22 protein-coding genes are annotated in these 21409 nt (G+C 41.1%); 16 read left to right on the top strand and 6 right to left on the bottom strand.

Annotated elements, in window-relative coordinates:
• The first annotated feature begins 13 nt into the window (after window positions 1–13).
• The 6 genes from parE (at window position 14) to urtE (ending at window position 7902) form a co-directional block, all read left to right on the top strand.
• Window positions 14–1894: a DNA topoisomerase IV subunit B gene (gene parE, locus FTT84_RS06550; protein WP_180080538.1), complete on the top strand. Its 1881-nt coding sequence runs from the start codon at window positions 14–16 to the stop codon at window positions 1892–1894.
• Window positions 1895–2273: 379 nt separating this feature from the next.
• Window positions 2274–3554: an urea ABC transporter substrate-binding protein gene (gene urtA / locus FTT84_RS06545; RefSeq protein WP_180080572.1), complete on the top strand. Its 1281-nt coding sequence runs from the start codon at window positions 2274–2276 to the stop codon at window positions 3552–3554.
• A 102-nt stretch (window positions 3555–3656) separates the two neighbouring features.
• Window positions 3657–5300 (top strand): urea ABC transporter permease subunit UrtB, encoded by a 1644-nt coding sequence (gene urtB, locus FTT84_RS06540; protein ID WP_180080541.1) that lies wholly within the window; start codon window positions 3657–3659, stop codon window positions 5298–5300.
• Between the two features lie 4 nt (window positions 5301–5304).
• Window positions 5305–6378, top strand: a complete 1074-nt coding sequence (gene urtC, locus FTT84_RS06535; RefSeq protein WP_180080544.1) for an urea ABC transporter permease subunit UrtC — start codon at window positions 5305–5307, stop codon at window positions 6376–6378.
• Window positions 6375–7193 carry an urea ABC transporter ATP-binding protein UrtD gene (gene urtD / locus FTT84_RS06530; RefSeq protein ID WP_067761672.1) on the top strand — a complete coding sequence of 273 codons (819 nt, stop codon included), beginning with the start codon at window positions 6375–6377 and terminating at the stop codon, window positions 7191–7193. Before urtC ends, urtD begins: the two co-directional genes overlap by 4 nt.
• A gap of 10 nt (window positions 7194–7203) precedes the next feature.
• A complete protein-coding gene (urtE, locus tag FTT84_RS06525) occupies window positions 7204–7902 on the top strand; it encodes an urea ABC transporter ATP-binding subunit UrtE (protein ID WP_180058523.1) in 699 nt (232 codons plus the stop codon).
• A gap of 120 nt (window positions 7903–8022) precedes the next feature.
• Here the strand turns inward: urtE and FTT84_RS06520 are convergent, their stop codons facing one another.
• Together FTT84_RS06520 and FTT84_RS06515 are read right to left on the bottom strand one after the other, a co-directional pair.
• Window positions 8023–8526, bottom strand: coding sequence for a GNAT family N-acetyltransferase (locus FTT84_RS06520; protein ID WP_180080547.1), 504 nt, complete (start codon window positions 8524–8526; stop codon window positions 8023–8025).
• A 101-nt stretch (window positions 8527–8627) separates the two neighbouring features.
• Window positions 8628–9377, bottom strand: a complete 750-nt coding sequence (locus tag FTT84_RS06515; RefSeq protein ID WP_180080550.1) for an outer membrane protein OmpK — start codon at window positions 9375–9377, stop codon at window positions 8628–8630.
• Window positions 9378–9874: 497 nt separating this feature from the next.
• On the opposite strand from FTT84_RS06515, the gene FTT84_RS06510 reads away from it, so the two are divergent.
• From FTT84_RS06510 to FTT84_RS06490, 5 genes are all read left to right on the top strand, one after another.
• A complete protein-coding gene (locus FTT84_RS06510; RefSeq protein WP_067761666.1) occupies window positions 9875–10246 on the top strand; it encodes an HPF/RaiA family ribosome-associated protein in 372 nt (123 codons plus the stop codon).
• Between the two features lie 119 nt (window positions 10247–10365).
• Window positions 10366–10908, top strand: a complete 543-nt coding sequence (locus FTT84_RS06505) for an ankyrin repeat domain-containing protein (RefSeq protein WP_067761664.1) — start codon at window positions 10366–10368, stop codon at window positions 10906–10908.
• Window positions 10909–10924: 16 nt separating this feature from the next.
• On the top strand, window positions 10925–11695 hold the full coding sequence (locus tag FTT84_RS06500) for a transporter (protein ID WP_180058526.1): 771 nt from the start codon (window positions 10925–10927) through the stop codon (window positions 11693–11695).
• Between the two features lie 44 nt (window positions 11696–11739).
• On the top strand, window positions 11740–13542 hold the full coding sequence (gene dsbD, locus FTT84_RS06495) for a protein-disulfide reductase DsbD (RefSeq protein WP_180080553.1): 1803 nt from the start codon (window positions 11740–11742) through the stop codon (window positions 13540–13542).
• The gene (locus FTT84_RS06490; RefSeq protein WP_180080556.1) at window positions 13539–14207 is read left to right on the top strand and encodes a glutathione S-transferase family protein; all 669 of its coding nucleotides are present in this window, start codon (window positions 13539–13541) and stop codon (window positions 14205–14207) included. The genes dsbD and FTT84_RS06490 overlap by 4 nt, the downstream gene beginning before the upstream one ends.
• A gap of 21 nt (window positions 14208–14228) precedes the next feature.
• Here FTT84_RS06490 and FTT84_RS06485 read toward each other — a convergent pair whose 3' ends face one another.
• Window positions 14229–15422, bottom strand: a complete 1194-nt coding sequence (locus FTT84_RS06485) for a GGDEF domain-containing protein (protein ID WP_180080560.1) — start codon at window positions 15420–15422, stop codon at window positions 14229–14231.
• A gap of 256 nt (window positions 15423–15678) precedes the next feature.
• On the opposite strand from FTT84_RS06485, the gene FTT84_RS06480 reads away from it, so the two are divergent.
• Window positions 15679–16248 carry an FMN-dependent NADH-azoreductase gene (locus FTT84_RS06480; RefSeq protein ID WP_180058529.1) on the top strand — a complete coding sequence of 190 codons (570 nt, stop codon included), beginning with the start codon at window positions 15679–15681 and terminating at the stop codon, window positions 16246–16248.
• Between the two features lie 82 nt (window positions 16249–16330).
• Here the strand turns inward: FTT84_RS06480 and FTT84_RS06475 are convergent, their stop codons facing one another.
• The gene (locus tag FTT84_RS06475; protein WP_180080563.1) at window positions 16331–17242 is read right to left on the bottom strand and encodes an alpha/beta hydrolase; all 912 of its coding nucleotides are present in this window, start codon (window positions 17240–17242) and stop codon (window positions 16331–16333) included.
• Window positions 17243–17397: 155 nt separating this feature from the next.
• Here FTT84_RS06475 and FTT84_RS06470 point away from each other — a divergent pair, with 155 nt between their 5' ends.
• Window positions 17398–17835 carry a DUF2147 domain-containing protein gene (locus tag FTT84_RS06470; protein WP_067761651.1) on the top strand — a complete coding sequence of 146 codons (438 nt, stop codon included), beginning with the start codon at window positions 17398–17400 and terminating at the stop codon, window positions 17833–17835.
• A gap of 90 nt (window positions 17836–17925) precedes the next feature.
• Here the strand turns inward: FTT84_RS06470 and FTT84_RS06465 are convergent, their stop codons facing one another.
• Both FTT84_RS06465 and FTT84_RS06460 read right to left on the bottom strand, forming a co-directional pair.
• Window positions 17926–18273 carry a Spx/MgsR family RNA polymerase-binding regulatory protein gene (locus FTT84_RS06465; protein WP_067761649.1) on the bottom strand — a complete coding sequence of 116 codons (348 nt, stop codon included), beginning with the start codon at window positions 18271–18273 and terminating at the stop codon, window positions 17926–17928.
• 543 nt (window positions 18274–18816) lie between these two features.
• Window positions 18817–19635 carry an exodeoxyribonuclease III gene (locus FTT84_RS06460; protein WP_067761647.1) on the bottom strand — a complete coding sequence of 273 codons (819 nt, stop codon included), beginning with the start codon at window positions 19633–19635 and terminating at the stop codon, window positions 18817–18819.
• Between the two features lie 40 nt (window positions 19636–19675).
• On the opposite strand from FTT84_RS06460, the gene pyrE reads away from it, so the two are divergent.
• The 3 genes from pyrE to FTT84_RS06445 all read left to right on the top strand — a co-directional run.
• Window positions 19676–20326 carry an orotate phosphoribosyltransferase gene (gene pyrE, locus FTT84_RS06455; RefSeq protein WP_180080566.1) on the top strand — a complete coding sequence of 217 codons (651 nt, stop codon included), beginning with the start codon at window positions 19676–19678 and terminating at the stop codon, window positions 20324–20326.
• Between the two features lie 272 nt (window positions 20327–20598).
• Complete coding sequence (locus FTT84_RS06450) at window positions 20599–21126, top strand: plasmid pRiA4b ORF-3 family protein (RefSeq protein WP_000537572.1); 528 nt, start codon at window positions 20599–20601, stop codon at window positions 21124–21126.
• A 131-nt stretch (window positions 21127–21257) separates the two neighbouring features.
• Window positions 21258–21409 (top strand): helix-turn-helix domain-containing protein (locus tag FTT84_RS06445; RefSeq protein WP_180080569.1); only part of this gene is annotated, 152 nt, incomplete at its 3' end.

The following is a 21409-nucleotide window of genomic DNA, read 5'->3' as shown; positions in this document are numbered from 1 at the left end:
GGAATTTTGCAACGTGACGCAATATACGGCTCAATCACTTGAAGTTTTATCTGGCCTGGATCCGGTACGTCGCCGTCCGGGTATGTATACAGACACTACACGACCGAACCATTTGGCACAGGAAGTGATAGATAACTCCGTCGATGAAGCGCTTGCAGGTCATGCCAACAAAATTACTGTGACGGTTTATAAAGATGGTTCTTTGTCGGTAGAAGACAATGGACGCGGTATGCCTGTTGATATTCACCCTGAATATGGACAAAGCGGGATTGAAATTATTCTGACCAAATTACATGCCGGTGGTAAGTTCAGTACCGATAACTACCAATTCTCCGGTGGTTTACATGGTGTGGGTATTTCGGTGGTGAACGCACTGTCAGATCGTGTTGAAGTTGAAGTTCAGCGTCAAGGCAATTTATATAAAATGGCCTTTGAACATGGCGTTCCAGTGGCACCGCTTGAGGTGTTGGAAGGTAAATGTGCTAAGCGTGCCACGGGTACTACTGTGCATTTTTGGCCCGAAGCCAAATATTTTGATTCGCCTAAATTTGCTCTGAAAGCCTTAAAGCACAACTTAAAAGCCAAGGCTGTTTTGGCGGCAGGCTTGCAGATTATTTATATCGATCAAATCAACAACGAAAAGATCGAATGGCAGTTTGAAAATGGTCTGGTCGACTATTTGATGGATGAGCTGCAAGACCGTGACATCGTGCCTGTACCTGCATTTGTGGCAACTGGGGAAGCTGAACGTGCCAGTGCTGAATTTGCCATTTGCTGGAACGTTGAAGGCGGCGAACAGATTCAAGAAAGTTATGTCAATTTGATTCCAACTGCGCAAGGCGGTACGCATGTGAATGGTTTACGTTCAGGTGTGACAGATGCGATTCGTGAGTTCTGTGAATTACGCAACTTGTTGCCGCGCAATATGAAATTGTCAGCTGAAGATGTTTGGGATGGCGTGAATTTTATTTTGTCACTGAAATTCCAAGAGCCGCAATTTTCAGGGCAAACCAAAGAACGCCTGTCCAGTCGTGAAGCATCAGGTATCGTGTTGAATATTGCCAAAGACGCTTTTGCATTATGGCTCAACCAAAATTCTGACATTGCTATGCAACTGGCAGAAATGGTGATTGCCAAAGCAGGTCGTCGTTTAAAAGCAGCGAAAAAAGTCGAACGTAAGAGAATCGTTTCCGGCCCAGCTTTGCCGGGTAAACTGGCTGACTGTGTGGGACATACCTTAGAAGAATCTGAACTGTTTATTGTGGAAGGGGATTCAGCGGGCGGTTCTGCGAAGCAAGCGCGTGACAAGAATTTCCAAGCGATCATGCCGATTCGCGGAAAGATTTTAAATACGTGGGAAGTGTCTTCAGACGAAGTTTTGGCATCGCAAGAGGTGCACGACATTGCGATTGCGATTGGTGTTGATCCGGGTAGTGATGACTTATCTGAATTACGTTATGGCAAAATTTGTATTTTGGCCGATGCCGATTCAGACGGTCTACATATTGCGACGTTGCTTTGTGCTTTGTTCGTTAAACACTTCCCAATTTTGGTGGAAGAAGGGCATTTGTTTGTGGCAATGCCACCACTATTCCGTATTGATGATAATAAAGATGTTCATTACGCGCTGGATGAGGAAGAATTAAATAGTATTTTGAAAAAATGCAAAACCAAAAATCCACAAATTACTCGATTCAAAGGTTTGGGTGAGATGAACGCCAGTCAATTGCGTGAAACCACTATGGATCCAGATACCCGTCGCTTGGTGCAGCTTGATTTAGATGACGCCCATTTTACAGCAGGGTTACTGGATAAACTCCTTGCGAAAAAACGTTCTTCTGACCGTAAACATTGGTTAGAGCAAAAAGGTAATTTGGCTGATTTGGCGGTTTAAACTGAAATTTCAGCAAAAGAAAAAAAGCCCGCATACGCGGGCTTTTTTGTGGCTGACGATGAATTTTTGAACAAAAACTGTGCGTTTTGGGCGTGCTGCTGTGCACTTTATTCGGACAGTTTTGAACTGAGCTTTCTTTAAACTGGAACGACAGAACTTAATCAAGTCGCAAATATTAATAAAAGTACCCATAGAAATCGCTATAAGAAAAAATAGTGGATGATTTTTAAGATATTGTTTTACTTATTAAATTGAGTCCTAAATAACGCGGCAAAAGCAAGATGTATTTCTGTACTGGCATAAAAATTGAATTGTAGGGAATAACAATAAAACACCTGCATGTCAAAAGTGCACCAATCCAGTTGGAGAAATGATGATGTTGCAACACAAAAAAATGTCTAAAAATTTACTTGCAGCGGCAATAATGGGGACGCTGGCATTAACAGGATGTTCAAAATCTGCAGAAAAAACTGAAGAAGCAAAGCCAGAGGCGAAGGCTGCGGCAAGCAGTGGCGATACGATTAAAGTCGGTATTTTACATTCACTGTCTGGGACCATGGCGATTTCGGAAACTTCGCTGAAAGATACGGCCTTAATGACGATTAATGAAATTAATGCCAATGGCGGGGTGTTAGGGAAAAAATTAGAACCTGTAGTAGTCGATCCTGCATCTGATTGGCCCTTATTTGCAGAAAAAACCCGTCAGTTAATTACGCAAGACAAAGTTGCGGTAATTTTTGGTTGTTGGACCTCGGTATCGCGTAAATCTGTGCTACCTGTGGTTGAAGAGTTGAATGGCTTATTGTTCTATCCAGTGCAATACGAAGGTCAGGAACAATCGAAAAACATTTTCTATACCGGTGCTGCACCAAACCAACAAGCCATTCCTGCAGTGGAATATTTGATGAGTGAGGAGGGCGGTAAAGCTGAGCGTTTTGTACTGCTCGGTACGGATTATGTTTACCCACGAACGACCAATAAAATTCTACGTGCTTTCTTAAAGTCGAAAGGTATTGCAGATGCCGACATCATGGAAGAATACACGCCGTTTGGTCATAGTAACTATCAAACGATTGTGGGCAATGTGAAGAAATTTGCTGCAGGTAAAAAGACGGCAGTGATTTCCACCATTAATGGAGACTCTAACGTACCGTTCTACCGTGAATTGGGTAACCAAGGCATCAAAGCCTCAGATATTCCAGTGATGGCATTCTCCGTGGGTGAAGAAGAACTACGGGGTATTGATACCAAGCCATTGGTGGGTCACTTAGCATCTTGGAACTATTTCATGGCCGTGAAAAATCCGGTGAATACGGATTTCATTGGCAAAATGAAAAAATATGCCGTGGATTACAAATTACCGAATGCGGATAAATTTGTAACCAATGACCCAATGGAAGCGACTTATGTCGGCATCAACATGTGGAAACAGGCGGTAGAAAAAGCCGGGACCACCGATGTTGATAAAGTCCGTGATGCTATGGCAGGTCAAGAATTCAAAGCACCATCGGGTTATACACTACAAATGGATGCCAATAACCATCATTTACACAAACCAGTCATGATTGGTCAGATTCGAGCTGATGGTCAGTTTGATGTGGTCTACAAAACACCAAAAACCATTGCTGCGGAGCCATGGAGTCCGTACATCCCTAAATAAGAAATTTATATGATGCCTGCTGCTTCGGTTGCAGGCATTTTTTACTGATTTGATTTTTCCCTGGACAGGGTTTTTCAATAGCTCAATAGGGATGCTAATAAGATGAATAAATTACGTCATTTCCCGATCATTTTTTTATTGCTGAGCCAGTTACTTTGCCTACAAATACTGCATGCTGAGCTCACAACAGACAACACTATAAACATTGATACTGTTCAAAGCAGCGCACAAACAGATGCGATTCAGCAATTTGTACGTGGTGATTTTGCTGAGCGTCGAAATTTACTCAATAAATGGCCGTCCAGTATTGAGTCTTTAGATCAACTGGCTGCTTATGTAGAAAAAGATCAGCTCTACACGGCAAATGCAGGTCAAACTTATATTTTAGAAGCAGACGATCGTTTACTCAGTTATCCAGATTTACAGGTCGTCACAGACTGGCCAGCAGATCTAGCGCAAGTGACTTTGGTGAATACGTTGCGTAAAGCGTTGACCTTCGCTCAAGCCAAAGAAAAGCTAAAATCGGATGATTTATCACAGCGTCTCAATGCCATTGATATTTTAGAAAATAATTTGGCGGAATTGGATGTTCAAAGCATCAATCAATTGTATTTAAATGAAAAAAATAATCAGGTTAAAGCTCGCTTAGCGCAGCTTAAAGCACGATTGGATTATCAAAATTCAGATTTACTCATCAAAATTCAGGCGGCAAAAGTATTACAAGCGTCTAACCGTCCAGATGTACTTGCCATGGTGGAACAAGAATTACAACAAGGTGCATTACACCCTGAATTAAAGGCCGTATTAACCGAAGCAAAAAGTAAAATTAAAACCCGTATTCAAGCCAGCGAATGGACAGGACATGTATTTTCAGGGTTAAGCACTGCGAGCATTTTACTGTTGGCAGCATTAGGTTTAGCCATTACTTATGGTTTGCTTGGCGTCATCAACATGGCGCATGGTGAACTGATCATGATCGGTGCCTATACCACTTATGTGGTGCAAAGTTTATTCAAGAGCTATCTGAGTAGTTATGTCGATTGGTACTTAATTGCTGCGATTCCTGCCGCATTTTTAGTCAGTGCTTTGATTGGCATGTTGATAGAACGCACGGTGATTCGGCCTTTGTACGGTCGTCAGCTTGAAACCTTATTGGCGACCTTTGGGGTCAGTCTGATTTTGATGCAATTGGTCCGCATGGTGTTCGGTGCGCAGAATGTTGAAGTGTCAAATATCTCATGGCTATCCGGCGGGATTGCATTAACTCCAAGTTTGATGTTGCCGTACAACCGGATTGCCATTATCGGTTTCACCATCGCTGTATTGCTGCTGTTGGTCTATTTACTGAATAAAACCCGTTTTGGTCTATTTGTTCGCGCGGTAACACAGAATCGTCAAATGGCACGCGCCGTCGGTATTCGCTCCAGCCGCATTGACATGATGGCATTCGGACTCGGTTCGGGGCTAGCAGGTTTAGCAGGCTGTGCCTTGGCACAAGTCGGCAATGTCGGGCCAGATTTGGGTCAAAACTACATCATTGATGCATTCTTGGTGGTCGTGGTTGGTGGTGTCGGTCAAGTTTGGGGTGCGGTGTTGGCTGCACTGGGCTTGGGTGTCAGCGGTACTGTGCTAGAAATTGGGATGGGTGCTGTGCTTGCGAAAATTATTCTACTGGTTCTTGTGATTTTGTTTATTCAAAAGCGTCCACAAGGTTTGTTTGCCATCAAAGGCCGTTTTGTGGAGTAAGCGCATGAAAATCACCTCTCTATTATCCGATAAACCCTATAGTGGTACTGCCATTGCGGTGTGCTTTGCGATTTTATTGATCTTGCCATGGTTGCATGTTTTACCCAGTGATTCAGCACTACATTTATCTGCTTATTGGGTGACTTTGATTGGCAAAATCATGTGTTTGGCCTTAGTCGCTTTGGCACTTGATTTAGTCTGGGGCTATGCCGGTATTTTAAGTCTCGGTCATGGTTTGTATTTCGCCTTGGGCGGTTATGCCTTTGGCATGTACCTCATGCGTGAAGCGGCAGGCGGTGGCTTACCTGACTTTATGCGCTTTCTCAGTTGGACAGAATTGCCGTGGTATTGGATTGGCACAGAACATATTGTTTGGGCCTTAGCTTTGGTGGTACTCGTTCCAGGTCTGATTGCATTTATATTTGGCTTTTTCGCATTTCGCTCGAAAATTAAAGGCGTCTACTTCTCGATTATCACCCAAGCCATGACTTTTGCTGCGGCCTTATTGTTCTTCCGTAATGAAACGGGTTTTGGTGGCAACAACGGTTTTACTGGGTTTAAGACGATTTTAGGCATGGATATTACTTCGGCTCCGATGCGTGCCAGTCTATGTTTTCTGACAGCTTTGATGTTGATGCTGTCTTTTATTGGACTGCGTCATTTAATGAATAAACCCTATGGGCGGGTGCTTGGTGCGATTCGTGACAGTGAAAACCGTTTGCAATATTTGGGCTATCGAACACTGTGGTACAAGCTATCGGCTTGGGTACTTTCTGCAGTGATTGCCGGTATTGCAGGCGCGCTGTATGTACCCCAAGTCGGCATTATTAACCCAAGTGAAATGAACCCAGTGAACTCGATTGAAATGGCGGTTTGGGTCGCAGCCGGTGGCCGTGGCACTTTAATCGGTCCAATTCTGGGTGCAGGTTTAATCAATGGTATGAAAACCTATTTCACCGTGGCGTATCCAGAAGCATGGTTATTGATCTTAGGCGCGCTATTTATTGTAGTGACCATCTTCCTTCCAAAAGGGGTGATTGGCTTATTAGAACGGTTTAAAAAGGAGCGTAGCGAATGAGTGATGTCGTTCAACCGCATGGCGGACATGCTTCCGAAGCTTATGGTCGTCCCAAAGAGCAAGGCGCAGATTTCAGTCATGGTATTGCGTTGTACTTGGAAAAAGTCAGTGTTTGGTTTGATTCATTTCGCGCCTTAAATGATTTGTCGTTGTACATCAATGAAGGTGAATTACGCTGCATTATTGGTCCCAATGGTGCAGGTAAAACGACATTGATGGATGTGATTACCGGAAAAACCCGTCCCACCGAAGGCACAGCATTTTTTGGGCAAACCTATGATTTGGCCAAAATGAGCACGGAACAAATTGCCGAAGCGGGTATTGGACGTAAGTTCCAGAAACCGACAGTATTTGAAAATTTTACCGTGATGGAAAATTTACTACTGGCGGCACCGAAAGATAAGCGGGTGAAAAAAAGCTTTTTTAGTCGGCTTGATCCTGATGCGCAAAATGCTTTGGATGAATCATTAACGCAAATTCGCTTGCAGGAATTCATCAATAAACCTGCTGGTTTACTGTCGCATGGGCAAAAGCAATGGTTGGAAATTGGTATGTTGCTGATGCAACGCCCAAAGCTGATTTTGCTAGATGAACCTGTGGCTGGGATGACCGATGCCGAAACCGAACGCACCGCCGAATTGTGTTTGGAGCTGAAAAAAAATCATACCCTTGTGGTGGTCGAACATGATATGAGTTTTATTGACACCATCAGTGAGAAAGTCACGGTGTTGGCACAAGGGGCGATTTTAGCCGAAGGCACATTGGCAGAAGTTCAAGCCAATGAAGATGTGATTGAAAAATACCTCGGGCGTTAAGGAGCAGACCATGTTAGAAGTCAAAGACGTCAATCAGTTCTATGGCGGGAGCCATATTTTAAGAGATGTATCCTTGAGTGCACCGATTGGTGCGTGTTCTGTGGTATTAGGACGTAATGGTGTCGGTAAAACCACCTTGCTTAAATGCCTCATGGGTATTTTACCGATTAAGTCGGGACAGATTTTGCTGGATGGACAGGACATTTCCAAGCTTAGTCCAGAGCAGCGGGTACGTGCGGGTTTGGCGTATGTGCCACAAGGACGCGATATTTTTTCCACCCTCACGGTTGAAGAAAATATTTTGATCGGAATGGCAAAATTTAAAGGGGCTAAAACCAAAAAAGTGCCAGAACATCTGTATGAAATTTTTCCGGTGTTGGATGAAATGAAACATCGTCGTGGTGGCGATTTATCCGGTGGTCAACAGCAGCAGCTCGCCATTGCCCGTGCTTTGGCATCCGAGCCGAGCGTATTAATTTTGGATGAACCGACTGAAGGAATTCAGCCTTCAATTATAAAAGATATTGGTCGGGTGATTCGTAAACTGGCTGATGGTGGAAATATGTCTATAGTCTTGGTTGAACAGTTTTATGACTTTGCCGAGGAGTTGGCAGATCGTTATACCGTCATGGCACGTGGGCAAGTAATTGCACAGGGCAGTGGAGTAGAAATGCCGGAAAAAGGCATTCGAGATCTAGTGGCGATTTAATCTTTATTACTCAGCCACATTTTTAATGTATTGAGCGTTCTTCAAAAAAGCTTTTGCGATGGTGCAAAAGCTTTTTTTATTGGCGTATTTATTTTGTGTGTTGGGAGAGTGAGGACTAATTTAGTCTAACTGTAACTGCATTAGCACCAAATCACGCCATTGCCCAAATTTCTGCCCCACTTCAGGCATGTATCCGGTTTGTTTAAAGCCAAATTTTTCATGTAATGCAATTGATGAAGTATTACCATGATCAATCCCAGCAATCATCACATGCACGTCCTGCATTTTTGCATGTTGTATAAGATGTGCTAAAAGCATTGAGCCTAAACCTTGGCGGGCATAGGCTGGGTCAATATAGACCGAATGTTCAACGGTATGTCGATAGCCTGAAAAATTGCGAAATGGGCCGTAGTCAGCATAGCCTGCAATCTGCTGCTGTTCCTGATCGACAATCACAAAAAAAGGAAAATTTTGTGAATTAAATTCAGTGAGTTTTTTCTGAAAGTCATCAATAGAATAAGGCTGTTCATTCCAAGTCACAAAACCATGTAAAACCTCATGCTGATATATACGAGTAATTGTGCCTAAGTCAGCTGAGTTCGCAGGTCGAATAGAAAAAGTCATGGTTATTATTCGAATAAAATGAAATAGATTGTCTGCTTACAGACATAAAAAAAGCAAGGTGATGAACCTTGCTTTTTTCTTCATCGCGTTCTGAGTTGAACTTAGAAGTGGTATTTCACCAATGCGCTGACATCGTTTTGGTCCTGACCTTTCAGACCATATTTGTTGTTCCAAACTGAATGTTCGATACCAACATATAATTTAGTTTTTGGTGAAATGTGTTTACCCACATTCCATTTGTACTGAGATGTCCAGTTTAATTCGCTTGCATGGTTTGCTTCAGCAGTAGACCAATCAAGGAAAGCATCTGCTAAAAATTCTTCTGAACCTAATTTAAACGGCACGGCATAAGTGATTGTCATTTGATAATCATCTTTAGTTTTGTCGTTTGCTGCTTTATAGAAGTTCACATTCGCATATTGTGTATATGGAATATCGAGAGAGAAACCTACACCGTACAAGAAGTTGTTAAATTCAGAGTTATGGTGATCGTAACCAGCATTATGTTCCCAAGTCGTTGCAATAAGAACGTCTTTGATTGGACCCATAGAAAGGTCTTTACCAGAAACTTCACCTAAGCTAAGGCGCGGTGCTAGCTCAAGGTAAGTCGATGCTTCATCATCTTTGTCCCAAGCTTGGTCAACGAAGAAGAATACATCTGAATATTTCAGTTTAGCGGCATATTCAGCTGTGATCGTTTTCTGTTCATTGTTGTCACCATCAAAAGGCACAACATAATTTTCACCATATAAGCCAGTTAAGCTGAAATCTTGCCATACGATAGGTGAAGCTTGTGTGAATGCAGCAGCTGAAGCCAATGCACATGTAGCAACTAATTGTGTAAGTTTCATTAAAATATCTCCCCCAAGAAGCATTGAAAGCATACAGATTATTAAGCAAAAATAAAGCCAAATTTGACTCATTGGACAAAAACTTTGTAAATGAGTGCACTGCAAGGAAGTCTCATAAATTCATATAGATGCAATTAATATGCGGTAATTGCATAAAAAACCTTAAGATTATTTTTTACCCATTGGAAAAAAATACAAAAAACATGAAATAGATCAACTTTTTTTTATAAATTGAACAATAAAACCTTATTTATTTTATGGGTTTTAAAAAAATATCAAAATAGCACTTGCAAAATGTCAATATAAGACCGATATTCAAAGTATAAGGACACGGATCTGCAGACTCTAAAGTGTTCATCATTCAATGTGGAGGACAAGGTTCCATACTAAGTTGAAGATGGTCATCGCTGTTAATTAAACAGCAAGTGTAACGTGCCAAGATAATAAGTTTTGCACAAATATTTATAGATATTACAGATAGATATGAGGATGATATTATGAACATAGAAATCCGTACAGATAAAAACATTCCTAATAGTGATCGATTAATTACATACGTTCGTGCAGAACTTAATGAAGAATTTCAGCGCCATAGTGAACGCATTACTCACTTTTCGGTGCATTTAAGTGATGAAAACGGGGACAAGGGCGGTAGCGACGATATTAAATGTATGATCGAAGCACGTCCGGCAGGTTTAAAGCCTGTGGTGGTGAACCATCGTGGTCACAACGTCGATACAGCAATTCACGGTGCGATTGATCGTTTGAAACGTAGCCTTGAGCACTTATTTGAAAAGAAAGAAAACCCGCGGAGTACACAACCAGCCTTTGCTGATGCAGATGCCGGTGATCAGCTCGACGACGAGTAATGCTTTCTTAAAAAAGCCCTTCGGGGCTTTTTTTTTGCGTTTTGTTTTACATGAAATTCAAACAAACGTAGCAATATTCGGCATAATAGATCCAAAATAAATTGAAGTGAGCTTCCCAGATGTTAACAGCGCAACAACAGCTTTTTGTGCAGGCTTTAGAAGAACAGGATCTTGCACAGGTGCAACGTCTGCTAGCAGATGGCTTAAATCCGAATTTTATTGACTTTGAAAAAGGCCCAGCCATTTCAGTATGGTCAGATGGTTTGTTTAAGTGGTGGGAAACGGTGTGTGAAGCGTATGAATCAGGTACACCATTAAGCTCAGAACAGAAACAACAACATCTACAAATTCATATGGACATTTTAGAGGCCATGATTCAGGCTAAAACCAATGTTCATTTATGGGATGCTGAAGAAATCTACGGACCACTTTGGGATGCTGCAAGTGCAGCATGTGTGCCTGCTGTTCAGCGTTTATTAGATGAAAAAGTAAATCCTAATATGATTGATAGCGATGGTTTAACGATTTTATCGTCAATCAGTGAATTATTTTTTGACTGTGATTTTGACGCTATCAATTGGTCAGAAGCATTGGAAGAAGAAAAACAAACCCTTGAACTTTTGCGTAGCCATGGCGCAAAAATGACCAAAGAATTAGCTTAATATTGAGAGAATTAACATGACTGTTTTTAAAGTTTTAGGTGCTGCTGCACTAACGAGTTTGAGTTTATCTGCAATGGCGGCTGAATTCTCATTCGACCGTCCTGGTGCAGGTATGGGAACAGGCATTACTCCCGTTGGTCGTCTGGCTTGGGAACAGGGTCTGCCAAGTGCAAGCTATACAGAGTCGACTGATGAAAATGGCGATAAAGTGAAAACTACGACTTTAAATGCAGACATGTTATTTCGTACAGGTTTGGCAGATGGCCTAGAATTACAATTAGGTTGGCAAGGCCCAACTTGGTCTAAAACCAAAGTTGCAGGCAAGTCGGTTGAAGATGATGGCTTAGGGGATGTCAGTATTGGTTTGAAAAAAGCCATTGATTTAAACGATGATAAACTTTCAATGGCACTTCTCGCTGAAGCAATCATTGCCACGGGTAATGACGGTTTTAGTCAGGACGACGATATTTACAGTCTAAGTTCTGCTGTAGCGTATGACTATAGCGATATGATTGGTACGTCAATAACCATGCGTTATGAAGTGCAGGACGGAGATTGGGCCGTGAGCGCGATTCCTGGACTTGAGTATAAAATTGCTGGGAATTTATCAGGCTTTTCAGAGCTGGTTTATCGCAAAGCTGAAAGTACAGATCAGCAAGTTTCATTGGCTTCTGGTCTGACTTATGCGGTATCTGAGCGTATGCAATTGGATGCAAGCGTCGGTTTAGAATTAACCGGTGGTCATAAAAATTATCAATCAGGCTTAGGCGTATCTTATTTGTTCTAAGCTTCAAAAAATCTATATCTAAACTGAGGATGAAATTCAGCTGAATGAAACAATGGACGTGTATTGCGGCAATCGGGATGCTGACTTTCAGTTTAGTGACATCTGCGCAGGAAGCACTGCTTTCGGCTGAAGAGGCTTTTCCATTCACGGTTATGTCAGATCGTGCTGATCAAGCCTCACTCAGTTGGTCTATTCCAGAACATTATTATCTGTACCAACATAAAGTCGAAGTGAAACAAGGCAATCAAGTTTTGTCACTCGACTTGCCACCTGCCGAAGATTTAAAAGATGATAACTACGGTCATACGCAAGTTTATTATCAGCAATTGCAATTCCATGTTCCAACCCAAAAGAATCAACGTTATCAAGTGAGTTGGCAGGGCTGTGCTAAAGATCGTGTTTGCTATCCACCACAAAATATTGCATTTGAAACCGATGAAAATGGTTTGGTGACGCAACAAAATTTAGCTAACCATTCTAAACGTTTATTAGATTTAGCTGCACCTAGCAACGTAGATCAAACAGTTGCTACATTAGATCAACAGCGTGCTGAAAATGCGGCGTTGAATACAGCAAAAGGCGTGACTGCAAGTGATCAAATGTGGTCAGAAAAATTAGCACAAAGCTCGATTTTTTATGGCTTATTACTGTTCTTTGGTTTGGGTTTTTTGTTGGCATTTACCCCATGTTCATTGCCAATGCTACCAATTTTAACGTCATTGATTGTGCGTGATAGTCGTGGTTTGAAAGCATGGATGATCGCATTGACCTTTGTTAGCAGTATGGCAACGGTGTATGCAATTTTAGGTTTAGTGGCATCATCCGCAGGTTTAAATTTCCAGCGTTGGTTGCAGCAGCCCTCAACATTAATTGCATTTAGCTTGTTATTTGTGGTCTTTGCACTGAATTTATTTGGTTTATTTGAATTGAAGTTGCCGAGGAGCATTGTCAATCGCTTAGATCAAGCACAAGCCATGCAAAAAGGTGGAAGCTTAGTTGGTGCTGGGGTCATGGGCATGATTTCGGCATTACTGGTGGGGCCATGTATGACAGCACCACTTGCCGGTGCGTTATTGTTTATTTCACAAACCCAAAGTCAGTGGCAGGGTGCATTACTGCTATTTACCCTTGGTTTTGGTATGGGTACGCCATTATTGCTGGCGAGTGTGCTCGGCTCAAGGGTCTTGCCTAAAGCTGGCTTGTGGATGAACCAAATTAAAGTGTTATTTGCTTTTATCATGTTGGCTTTGGCACTTTATTTCATTCGCCCGTTAATAAGTGAAGCATGGTTGCAATGGCTTTCATTGGCTTTAGGACTTGTTTTTAGTGCCTATGTGCTGTGGCGAATACTTTGGCGGAGTACCCAGTTAAAATGGCTCTATATCATCGTATTGTTTCTAGCTGTTCCTTATATTGCATATAGCCAATATCAGCACAGTCAACGTTTCTTTGCACCACAGGGTACAGCGCAAATCAATTGGCATGTGGCGCAAAGTGCAGATCAATTCAAACAGTTACTCACGCAAATCCCTACAGGTCAGCAAGCGATTATTGATGTCTATGCAGATTGGTGTGTGGCATGTCAGCCGATTGAACATAAAGTATTAAAGGCAGAGGCTATACAACAGGCTTTGGCACCCTATTTTTTAATTAAATTGGATCTGAGCCAATATGATGCAACACACCAAACATTATTAAATGAATGGGATATTTTAGGTCCACCGACATATTTATTTTTGGATCGTTCACATCGGGAAATTCGTGGCTTACGATTAACGGGTGCATTTAGTGAAGCGGAATTATTACAACAAATCGCTCAATTCAAAGATCAGGAAGAAGAAAAATGATGCAATTGTATATTGCCAATAAAAACTACTCGACCTGGTCGATGCGTCCTTGGTTGGTTTTACAGGCGTTTAAACTGCCTTTTGAAGAAGTCATGATTCCTTTTGCTGCAGATCCATATACGGGTGAGTTTAAGCGTCGAATCCAAGCCGTACATGACAATGCCAAAGTTCCAGTTCTACAAGATGGTGATTTGGTTATCTGGGATTCTCTAGCAATTTGTGAATATCTGGCAGAGCAATTTCCCAACCATGCGCTCTGGCCACAAGATCGTGCACAACGTGCATGGGCGCGTAGTATTTGTGCCGAAATGCACAGTAGCTTTAGTCATTTACGCAGTTTATGCAGCATGAATATACAAGCTGATTTTTCAGCGCATGGTGCAATGCTTTGGCAGCAGCATGCCGAACTACGTGCAGAAGTAGCACGAATTGAACGTATTTGGGCGAGCCGAGAACAAGCTACTCAATTTTTATGTGGTGAATTTAGCATTGCGGATGCATTTTTTGCCCCAGTTATTACCCGTTTTAAAACCTTCCAGTTACCTGTGAGTGTGGAAACACAGCAGTATATGGATTTGGTTTTACAGCATCCCGCAATGAAAAAATGGGTTGAAGCTGCCTTGCAAGAAGCGACTGTTGTCGGAATGGAACAGTATCCACGTTAATTTGCGTGGGTTAACGTTCTTTTAGATGGCATCCGGTAAAATCTGTTGTGGCTGATAAGATTTGATGCGGTTGCGTCCACCGGCTTTAGCCGCATAAAGTGCTTGGTCAGCATTGCTCAGTAATTGTTGAGGACGTAATTCAGGACTTGAAATGGCAATACCAAAACTTGCAGTCACATAAATTTGTCGACCATCATCACTGAATAATTCAATCTCTTCAATGGCTTTTCGGCAGCGCTCGGCCACGTGCATAGATTGCTCTAGATTTGAATTTTGCAATACCAAAATAAATTCTTCACCGCCAAAGCGGCCCACCACATCACTCCCACGTAAATGTTGACTTAAAATATCACTGACCAATATTAATGTTTCATCGCCTTTATTGTGACCATATTGGTCGTTAATGCGTTTGAAATGGTCAAGGTCAAGTAGTACGAGGGCATAGTTGCTTTTTTGAGCGGAATCAAGCTGCTCTAGGCACTGATTGATGCTACGTCGGTTAAATAAATTGGTGAGAGGATCGACCTGACTCAGTTTTTGAATTAATTGTTCTCGATGACGCCATTGGCTCAGTAAAATTTCAAACAATGCCAAACAGGTCAGCAAAATTGGCAAAATAAAGAAAATCATTGAAAACAGCCAAAAGCTATTTTTATAACCATAGGCATCAGGTTGAAACAGGGGTGCATACGCAATATCACCACGTAAACTGAAATACATGCTGATGGCTAAGAAAATGGTCGCAGGAATGAGCATGCTATAGACAATTTTACGGGTAAACAGCACCAAACCCACAGTCACTAAGCTGACGTATGAAATCATGGTAGCAGGGCTCATGACCCCTACTAGATAGCCATCGCGACATAGTGAAATAACGAAGATGCCAACCGCCAAATAAGGCAAGATTTTTTGCACTTTATGGCTATTTTTCCAAGCATAGCAGGGCCAAATTAAAGCAATCAGCAATACAAAAAAAACAATATTGGTCCAAAGCTGTGATTTAACTAAAGGCAGATTAACCCATTGCCATAAGTCTGGTGACAAAATAATGGCTGCTTTCCACACAATCCAAATAAGATGAATTGCAGACCCAAGGATCAACATGAGCATACATTTTTTTAGAATACTCCAATTCATCACCACTTCATCTTCGAGTAGATATTGCGTGATTTTATTGCGGAGGATGACGTCACGTATGTTTGATTGCATCTTCATACTGTGTTGTTGCCTTGTTGGTGTTATCAGTTTTTTTCTTAAAGTTTAAATAGATATCATTTCTATCTAGTACATTAACACGAAAAAATAGACAGAATCATTAAATTATACTGATGAGTTTGGAGATTTTTTTAGTAGTACTGAGTGCTTATATTGTTCTAAAAATAAAACATAGTGTCATATCGATAGGGATTATTCTATTTGTGAGATTTTATTAAACTGTACTCAAGTTAAAACAACAGTCTTAGGTTTCACAATGAAAATTCTACATATTGATTCAAGCATCATGGGCGACGCATCTATTTCACGTCAGTTGAGTGCAGAAATCGTTAAACAACTGCAACAAAAACATGGTGCAGATATAAACATTGAGCATCTTGATTTGGCGCAGCAACAGATTCCACATTTAAGCAGTGAAATATTAATGGGCCAAAACGCCGAACAATCGGCTTTAGGTGAGCAATTGATTCAGCAATATTTAGATGCAGATGTCGTGGTTGTTGGTGCAGCTATGTATAACTTTGGTTTGGCTTCAACGCTCAAAGCGTGGATTGACCGAATTAGCGTGGCTGGTCGGACCTTTAAATATACCGAGCAAGGACCTGTTGGTTTAGCTGGTGAAAAGAAAGTCTATATCGCAAGTAGTCGTGGTGGTGTGTATGGCGAAAATAGCCCAGTGGATTATCAAGAAGGTTTCCTGAAAGCTGTGTTTAATTTCACTGGTGTGAATGATATTGAAATTATTCGTGCAGAAGGTGTGAATATGGGTCCAGACATGAAAGCACAGGCTTTGGCGAGTGCACAAAGCCAAATTCAAGCCATATAATTCTAAGAGAATTCAACCTAAGTTAAATTTGTAACCTTCCTCATTGAGGTCAGCCGATGCTGACCTTTTTTTTGTCTTTTGATTAGTCTTTATCGAGTCGGTGTGCAAAGTCAGATAAGTCGCTTAATGCACGTTTGCCTTCTTCAAACCATGGACTAAACATTTGGAAATTATGCCACATCCCCGTGTAAAGCTTGAATTCCACATCGACGCCAGCTTGTTCAGCCTTTTGTTTAAAACGCTGCGCATCGTCCAATAAAATTTCTTTTGAACCAACTTGAATATGGATGGGCGGTAAGCCACCAAGTTCAGCAAAGAATGGGGATACTTCAGGGTCGGCACGGTCGGCTGCACGTGGCACGTAGTAATCAATGCCTGTTTCTAAGGCTTCAATACTTAATAGCGCATCATGCTTTTGGTTATAACGCAGTGATTCACTGGTCAAAGTTAAGTCCAGAAATGGGGACATTAGCACTAGGCCGCTGACTTGTGGCATCTGTTCCTTTTGAATTTTAAGCGCCAACGCGAGTGCTAGGTTAGCGCCACAAGAATCTCCCGACAAAATAATATCTTTGGCCTGGATGCCTTGATCGAGTAGCACGCTATAGACATCAAATAGTGCATCTAATGCTTCAGGATATTGGGCTTCAGGTGATAGTGGATAATCTAAATGTAAAACCTGCATTTGTGTTCGTGCTGCGACTTGTGTCAGAAATGCACGATGCGTATTCATGGAGCCTAAAAAGAATGCTCCTCCATGGATGTGGAAAATCAGCTGTGTTGATTCTTGTTGTGGTTTGATTTCTTCTGCATGTAAGCCAGCGAGGCGAATTGAACGCACCTGTACGTCTGGGTTTTGAGGGAAAACACGACACATTTGTTCAAGGGCAAAACGCAGCGTATTCGGCGGTAAATTAAACTGGCTCGGTTTACGAATCGTCGCCTTTAAAATGTTTTCTGTAATCAGTTGTTTCGTCAGTGGGGATATCTTCATTGTCTTTCCATCTTTTTATCATTTTGGGAGTGGGTGGGTATATTTACCAACACAAATTACAAGGTTACACTAAACGGTCACATACAAAAATTGATAAATTGTTGTGACTTTCGAATACTAGAGTGGTCTATACCAGACCAGGGAAACAAACAAAAATGAAAAAAATTGTACTAGCATTAGGATTGATGAGCTTAGCAGCATTGGCAAATGCGGCAGACCCTCTAAATGGCACCACTTGGAAAACCATTGATGACAAAACGAAGCAACCTAAAGCGATCGTGAAATTCACTGAGCAAAAGAATGGAACGCTTTCAGCAAGTATCCAATCTGTGTTGACACCAGGTGAAGAAAACGCATGTAAAAAATGTGAAGGTCCGTACCACAACAAATCATTAAAAGGCTTACGTATCGTAACTGGCCTTAAAAATGTCGGTGGCACAAGCTATGAAAATGGTTCGATTCTTGATCCACAATCTGGTAAAACCTACAAATTGAAAGGTCAAATAGCGGATGGCGGTAAAAAATTAGAGCTTCGTGGCTTTATCGGTGTTGCTGCATTAGGTCGTAACCAAACATGGATTCGCGCTAACTAAGTATTCGAGAATTAAAAAAAAGCCTGACAATGTCAGGCTTTTTCATGTCTGTCATTTATCTGCATGAGGATTACATGTAGATGCAATAACTCATTTTAATGCACGATATGCGGCTTCATCAAAGCCGATAATGAGTCCAGTACCTGTATCTAAAACTGGGCGTTTAATCATGCTGGTGTGGGTTGTGAGCGTTTCAATGACTTTGCTTTCACTTGAAAGGGCATCTTGTTGTTCTGCCTCATTCAATTTTTTCCATGTTGTGCCTTTCTTATTTAAGACGACATCTTGACCAGCAGCATCAATCCATTTTTTCACAGATTCTGCATCAATTCCTTGCTTTTTATAATCATGAAATTCATAGGCCAAGCCCAATTCATTCAGTAGATCGAAGGCTTTTTTCATAGAATTACAGTTTTTGATGCCATAAATTTTTAGCATGGGCCAATATCCTTAATGTCGGAGTGATACTTTAAATTTGCATCTAGCTTATCGAATAATTATACAAAGCTCTATGTTGTCATGAGATTGTCGCAGTGCTGTCATACATCTGACATATCACGGCATCAAAATGATCAGAGAAGAAAGCCATAGGCAAATAAGTCATTAAAGCCATAACAATTCAGTGCAAGACGCCCGAATTTAGAATAACAAAAAGATTATCCCAAGAAGAATGGGCGCATAAAAATAATAAAGTTTGAAAAGTGAGGGGCTAAAAAAGAGAAAACCCGCATTTAATCATCCTGATCATGCGGGTCTCATTACAACGTCCATTGTCACATCCTTGAAAACAAGCTAAATCATTTAGTTTGTTTTAATACTTCCTTCGGCGTCCAATCCATTTGTGTCATCCTGACATGTCCCTGTGCCGTGCGACAATAATGCTACTTTTAATTCGTGAGACATATCCACTAATACGTCTTGTAATGTAAGAAATTACCACTAATTGAGTAAACATGTGTTTACTCAATTAGTCGGGATTGTTTAAATTTTATAATCAATTACGACTGGGGCATGGTCGCTGAACCATGTTTCTTTATACACCCAAGCATTGACTGTACGTTCTTTCCAATCTGGTGAACAAGCGTGGTAATCGATACGCCAACCGACGTTCTTTGCACGTGCCTGACCACGGTTCGACCACCATGAATACAATTCAGCTTCTTTACGCACTTCACGGAAAGTATCGACATAGCCAAGTTCATCATAAATATGGTCGAGCCAAGCACGTTCATGTGGTAAGCAACCAGAGGCTTTTTGATTACCTGACCAGTTCTTAATATCAATACGCTTGTGTACGATGTTGTAGTCGCCACAAACAATGACTGATTTATTTTCAGCTCGCCATTGTTTCAAGATTTGTTTGTATTCGTTTAAAAATAAATCTTTACGTGCCTGAGCTTCTTCACCTGAAGAACCTGAAGGTAAATACAATGAACAAATATGTGCTGTTTGACCTAAACCTAAATCAAATTCAGCAGAGATGAAGCGCCCTTGGCTATCGGCTAATTCAAAGCCTAAACCATCTTTCACTGATACAAAGGGTAGGCGGCTATAAATCGCAGTACCTGCATAGCCTGGACGTTCTGCAGGGAACAGGTGAGTGTACCAACCTTCAGGCTTAAATTTATCTGTCCATTGTTCATGGGTAATCCGACTTTCTTGCATACAGATCACATCTGCATCGGATTGTGCAATCCAGTCAAAGATCCCTTTCTTTTCTGCTGAACGTAGACCATTCACATTAATTGAAACGACACGCAGAATTTTTTGATCACTTGGATAGCTACTCTTTGGTATCATGCTCAGGTTTAACCTCAAACTTAAAAAAATGGAGCACCTCATGACAGCGCAAGCGGCATTTAATCCACAAGCTTTTATCGAACTGGCATTATCACGTGGTGTGCTTAAATTTGGTGAGTTTACTTTAAAATCGGGTCGTGTGAGTCCTTATTTTTTTAATGCGGGTCTTTTGAATGACGGTGAAGCATTGTCGTTATTGGCTTCGGGCTATGCTGATAAATTAACACAATGCGATAATGTAGAAGTGGTTTTTGGCCCAGCCTATAAAGGTATTCCATTTGTTGCTGCTACGGCTGTCGCACTGTCACAAAACCATGGTGTGAGTGTACCTTGGGGCTTTAACCGTAAAGAAGCGAAAGACCATGGTGAAGGTGGTGTGCTTGTGGGTGCATCAGTTGAAGGCAAAAAAGTCTGGATCATTGATGATGTGATCACTGCAGGTACTGCGATTCGTGAAGTAGTGACTATTCTGAAAAATGCCGGCGCACAAATTGCGGGCGTATTGGTGGCGCTAGACCGTCAAGAAAAAGGTCAGGGAGATTTGTCTGCGATTCAAGAAGTACAAAAAGAGTTAGAAATTCCTGTACATGCTTTAATCACTATGAAAGATTTAATGACTTTCTTAGATGCAAAAGGCGAAACTGAAGCCTTGGCGAAAATGGAAGCGTACCGTGTGAAATACGGCATCTAATTTTTCGGGATTTCAATAGGCAGCTGAAGCTGCCTTTTTTTACGTCTTTAAATGATGATTGTTGCATCTAACTAACAAAAAACGTGAAATATTGCTTAAAAAGTAGGCGGTAAACGTGGAAAATCAATAAAAAGCCGTTCCAGTGCGCTGTTTACTGAAACAGCTTTAGTTAAGATATTGATGCTTATAGAAAATTTCAAGAAGAATTTCGTATAACGTGTATTATGTTAATTTTAGATTTACTAAAACTATTTTTTGAGAACTAGGCTGTTATGGGAACTGTAAAGCTCAAATCTTCTGATGAAGTTTTTCAATTAAAAATTAGTCTGCTAGGTAGTGATCCTGAAATCTGGAGAACTATTCAAATTTCATCGGCAGCTACTTTATCTAGGCTCCATAAGGCAATTCAATCTGCTTTTGATTGGGAAGATAGCCATTTACATGAATTCACGACTATTAAGCATGAAAAGATCAATAAAAGACAAAAATTGAAAGAAGTTCTACGTGTAGGTAAAAAAATTATATATACATATGATTTTGGCGATTGTTGGGAACATTTGATTACTGTAGAAAGCAGACAATCTCCTGATTTAAATAAAAAATATCCATGTTGTATAGATGGTCAAAATCATGCTCCATTTGAAGATATTGGAGGAATTTTTGGATATCTTGATATTTTAGATGCATTACAAGACCCCAAACATCCAAGATATGACGATTACATGCAAATTATCGAGGATGAAATAGGAGAGATAGAGTTTGATCCGACCTACTTTAATTCACATGATATTAAGTTTTAAACCTGATTTAACATAATAGAGCTTATACGAAGTACAACTGTTAGAACCCATTTAAAGTGTCTATATTCTCACCAATAAAAATGTCTGGTTTATGATGATTTTTATCACCATGGACTGGATATAAAATATAGATGCTGATCACTATGTCTGACAAAGAAATTCAACGTCTTGCAGTTCTGCAAGACGTTCGAGATCATCGTATTACCCAAGTCCGTGCTGCTGAAATCCTGAATCTTTCCACCCGTCAAATTACCCGGTTATTGCAGAAGCTCAATCAAGATGG

It is taken from the genome of Acinetobacter sp. YH01019 (genome assembly GCF_013420285.1).
In the GTDB taxonomy this organism is placed as follows: domain Bacteria; phylum Pseudomonadota; class Gammaproteobacteria; order Pseudomonadales; family Moraxellaceae; genus Acinetobacter; species Acinetobacter gandensis.
Note: the sequence above shows the minus strand (reverse complement) of the source record. Positions and strands in the feature narration are given on the sequence as shown.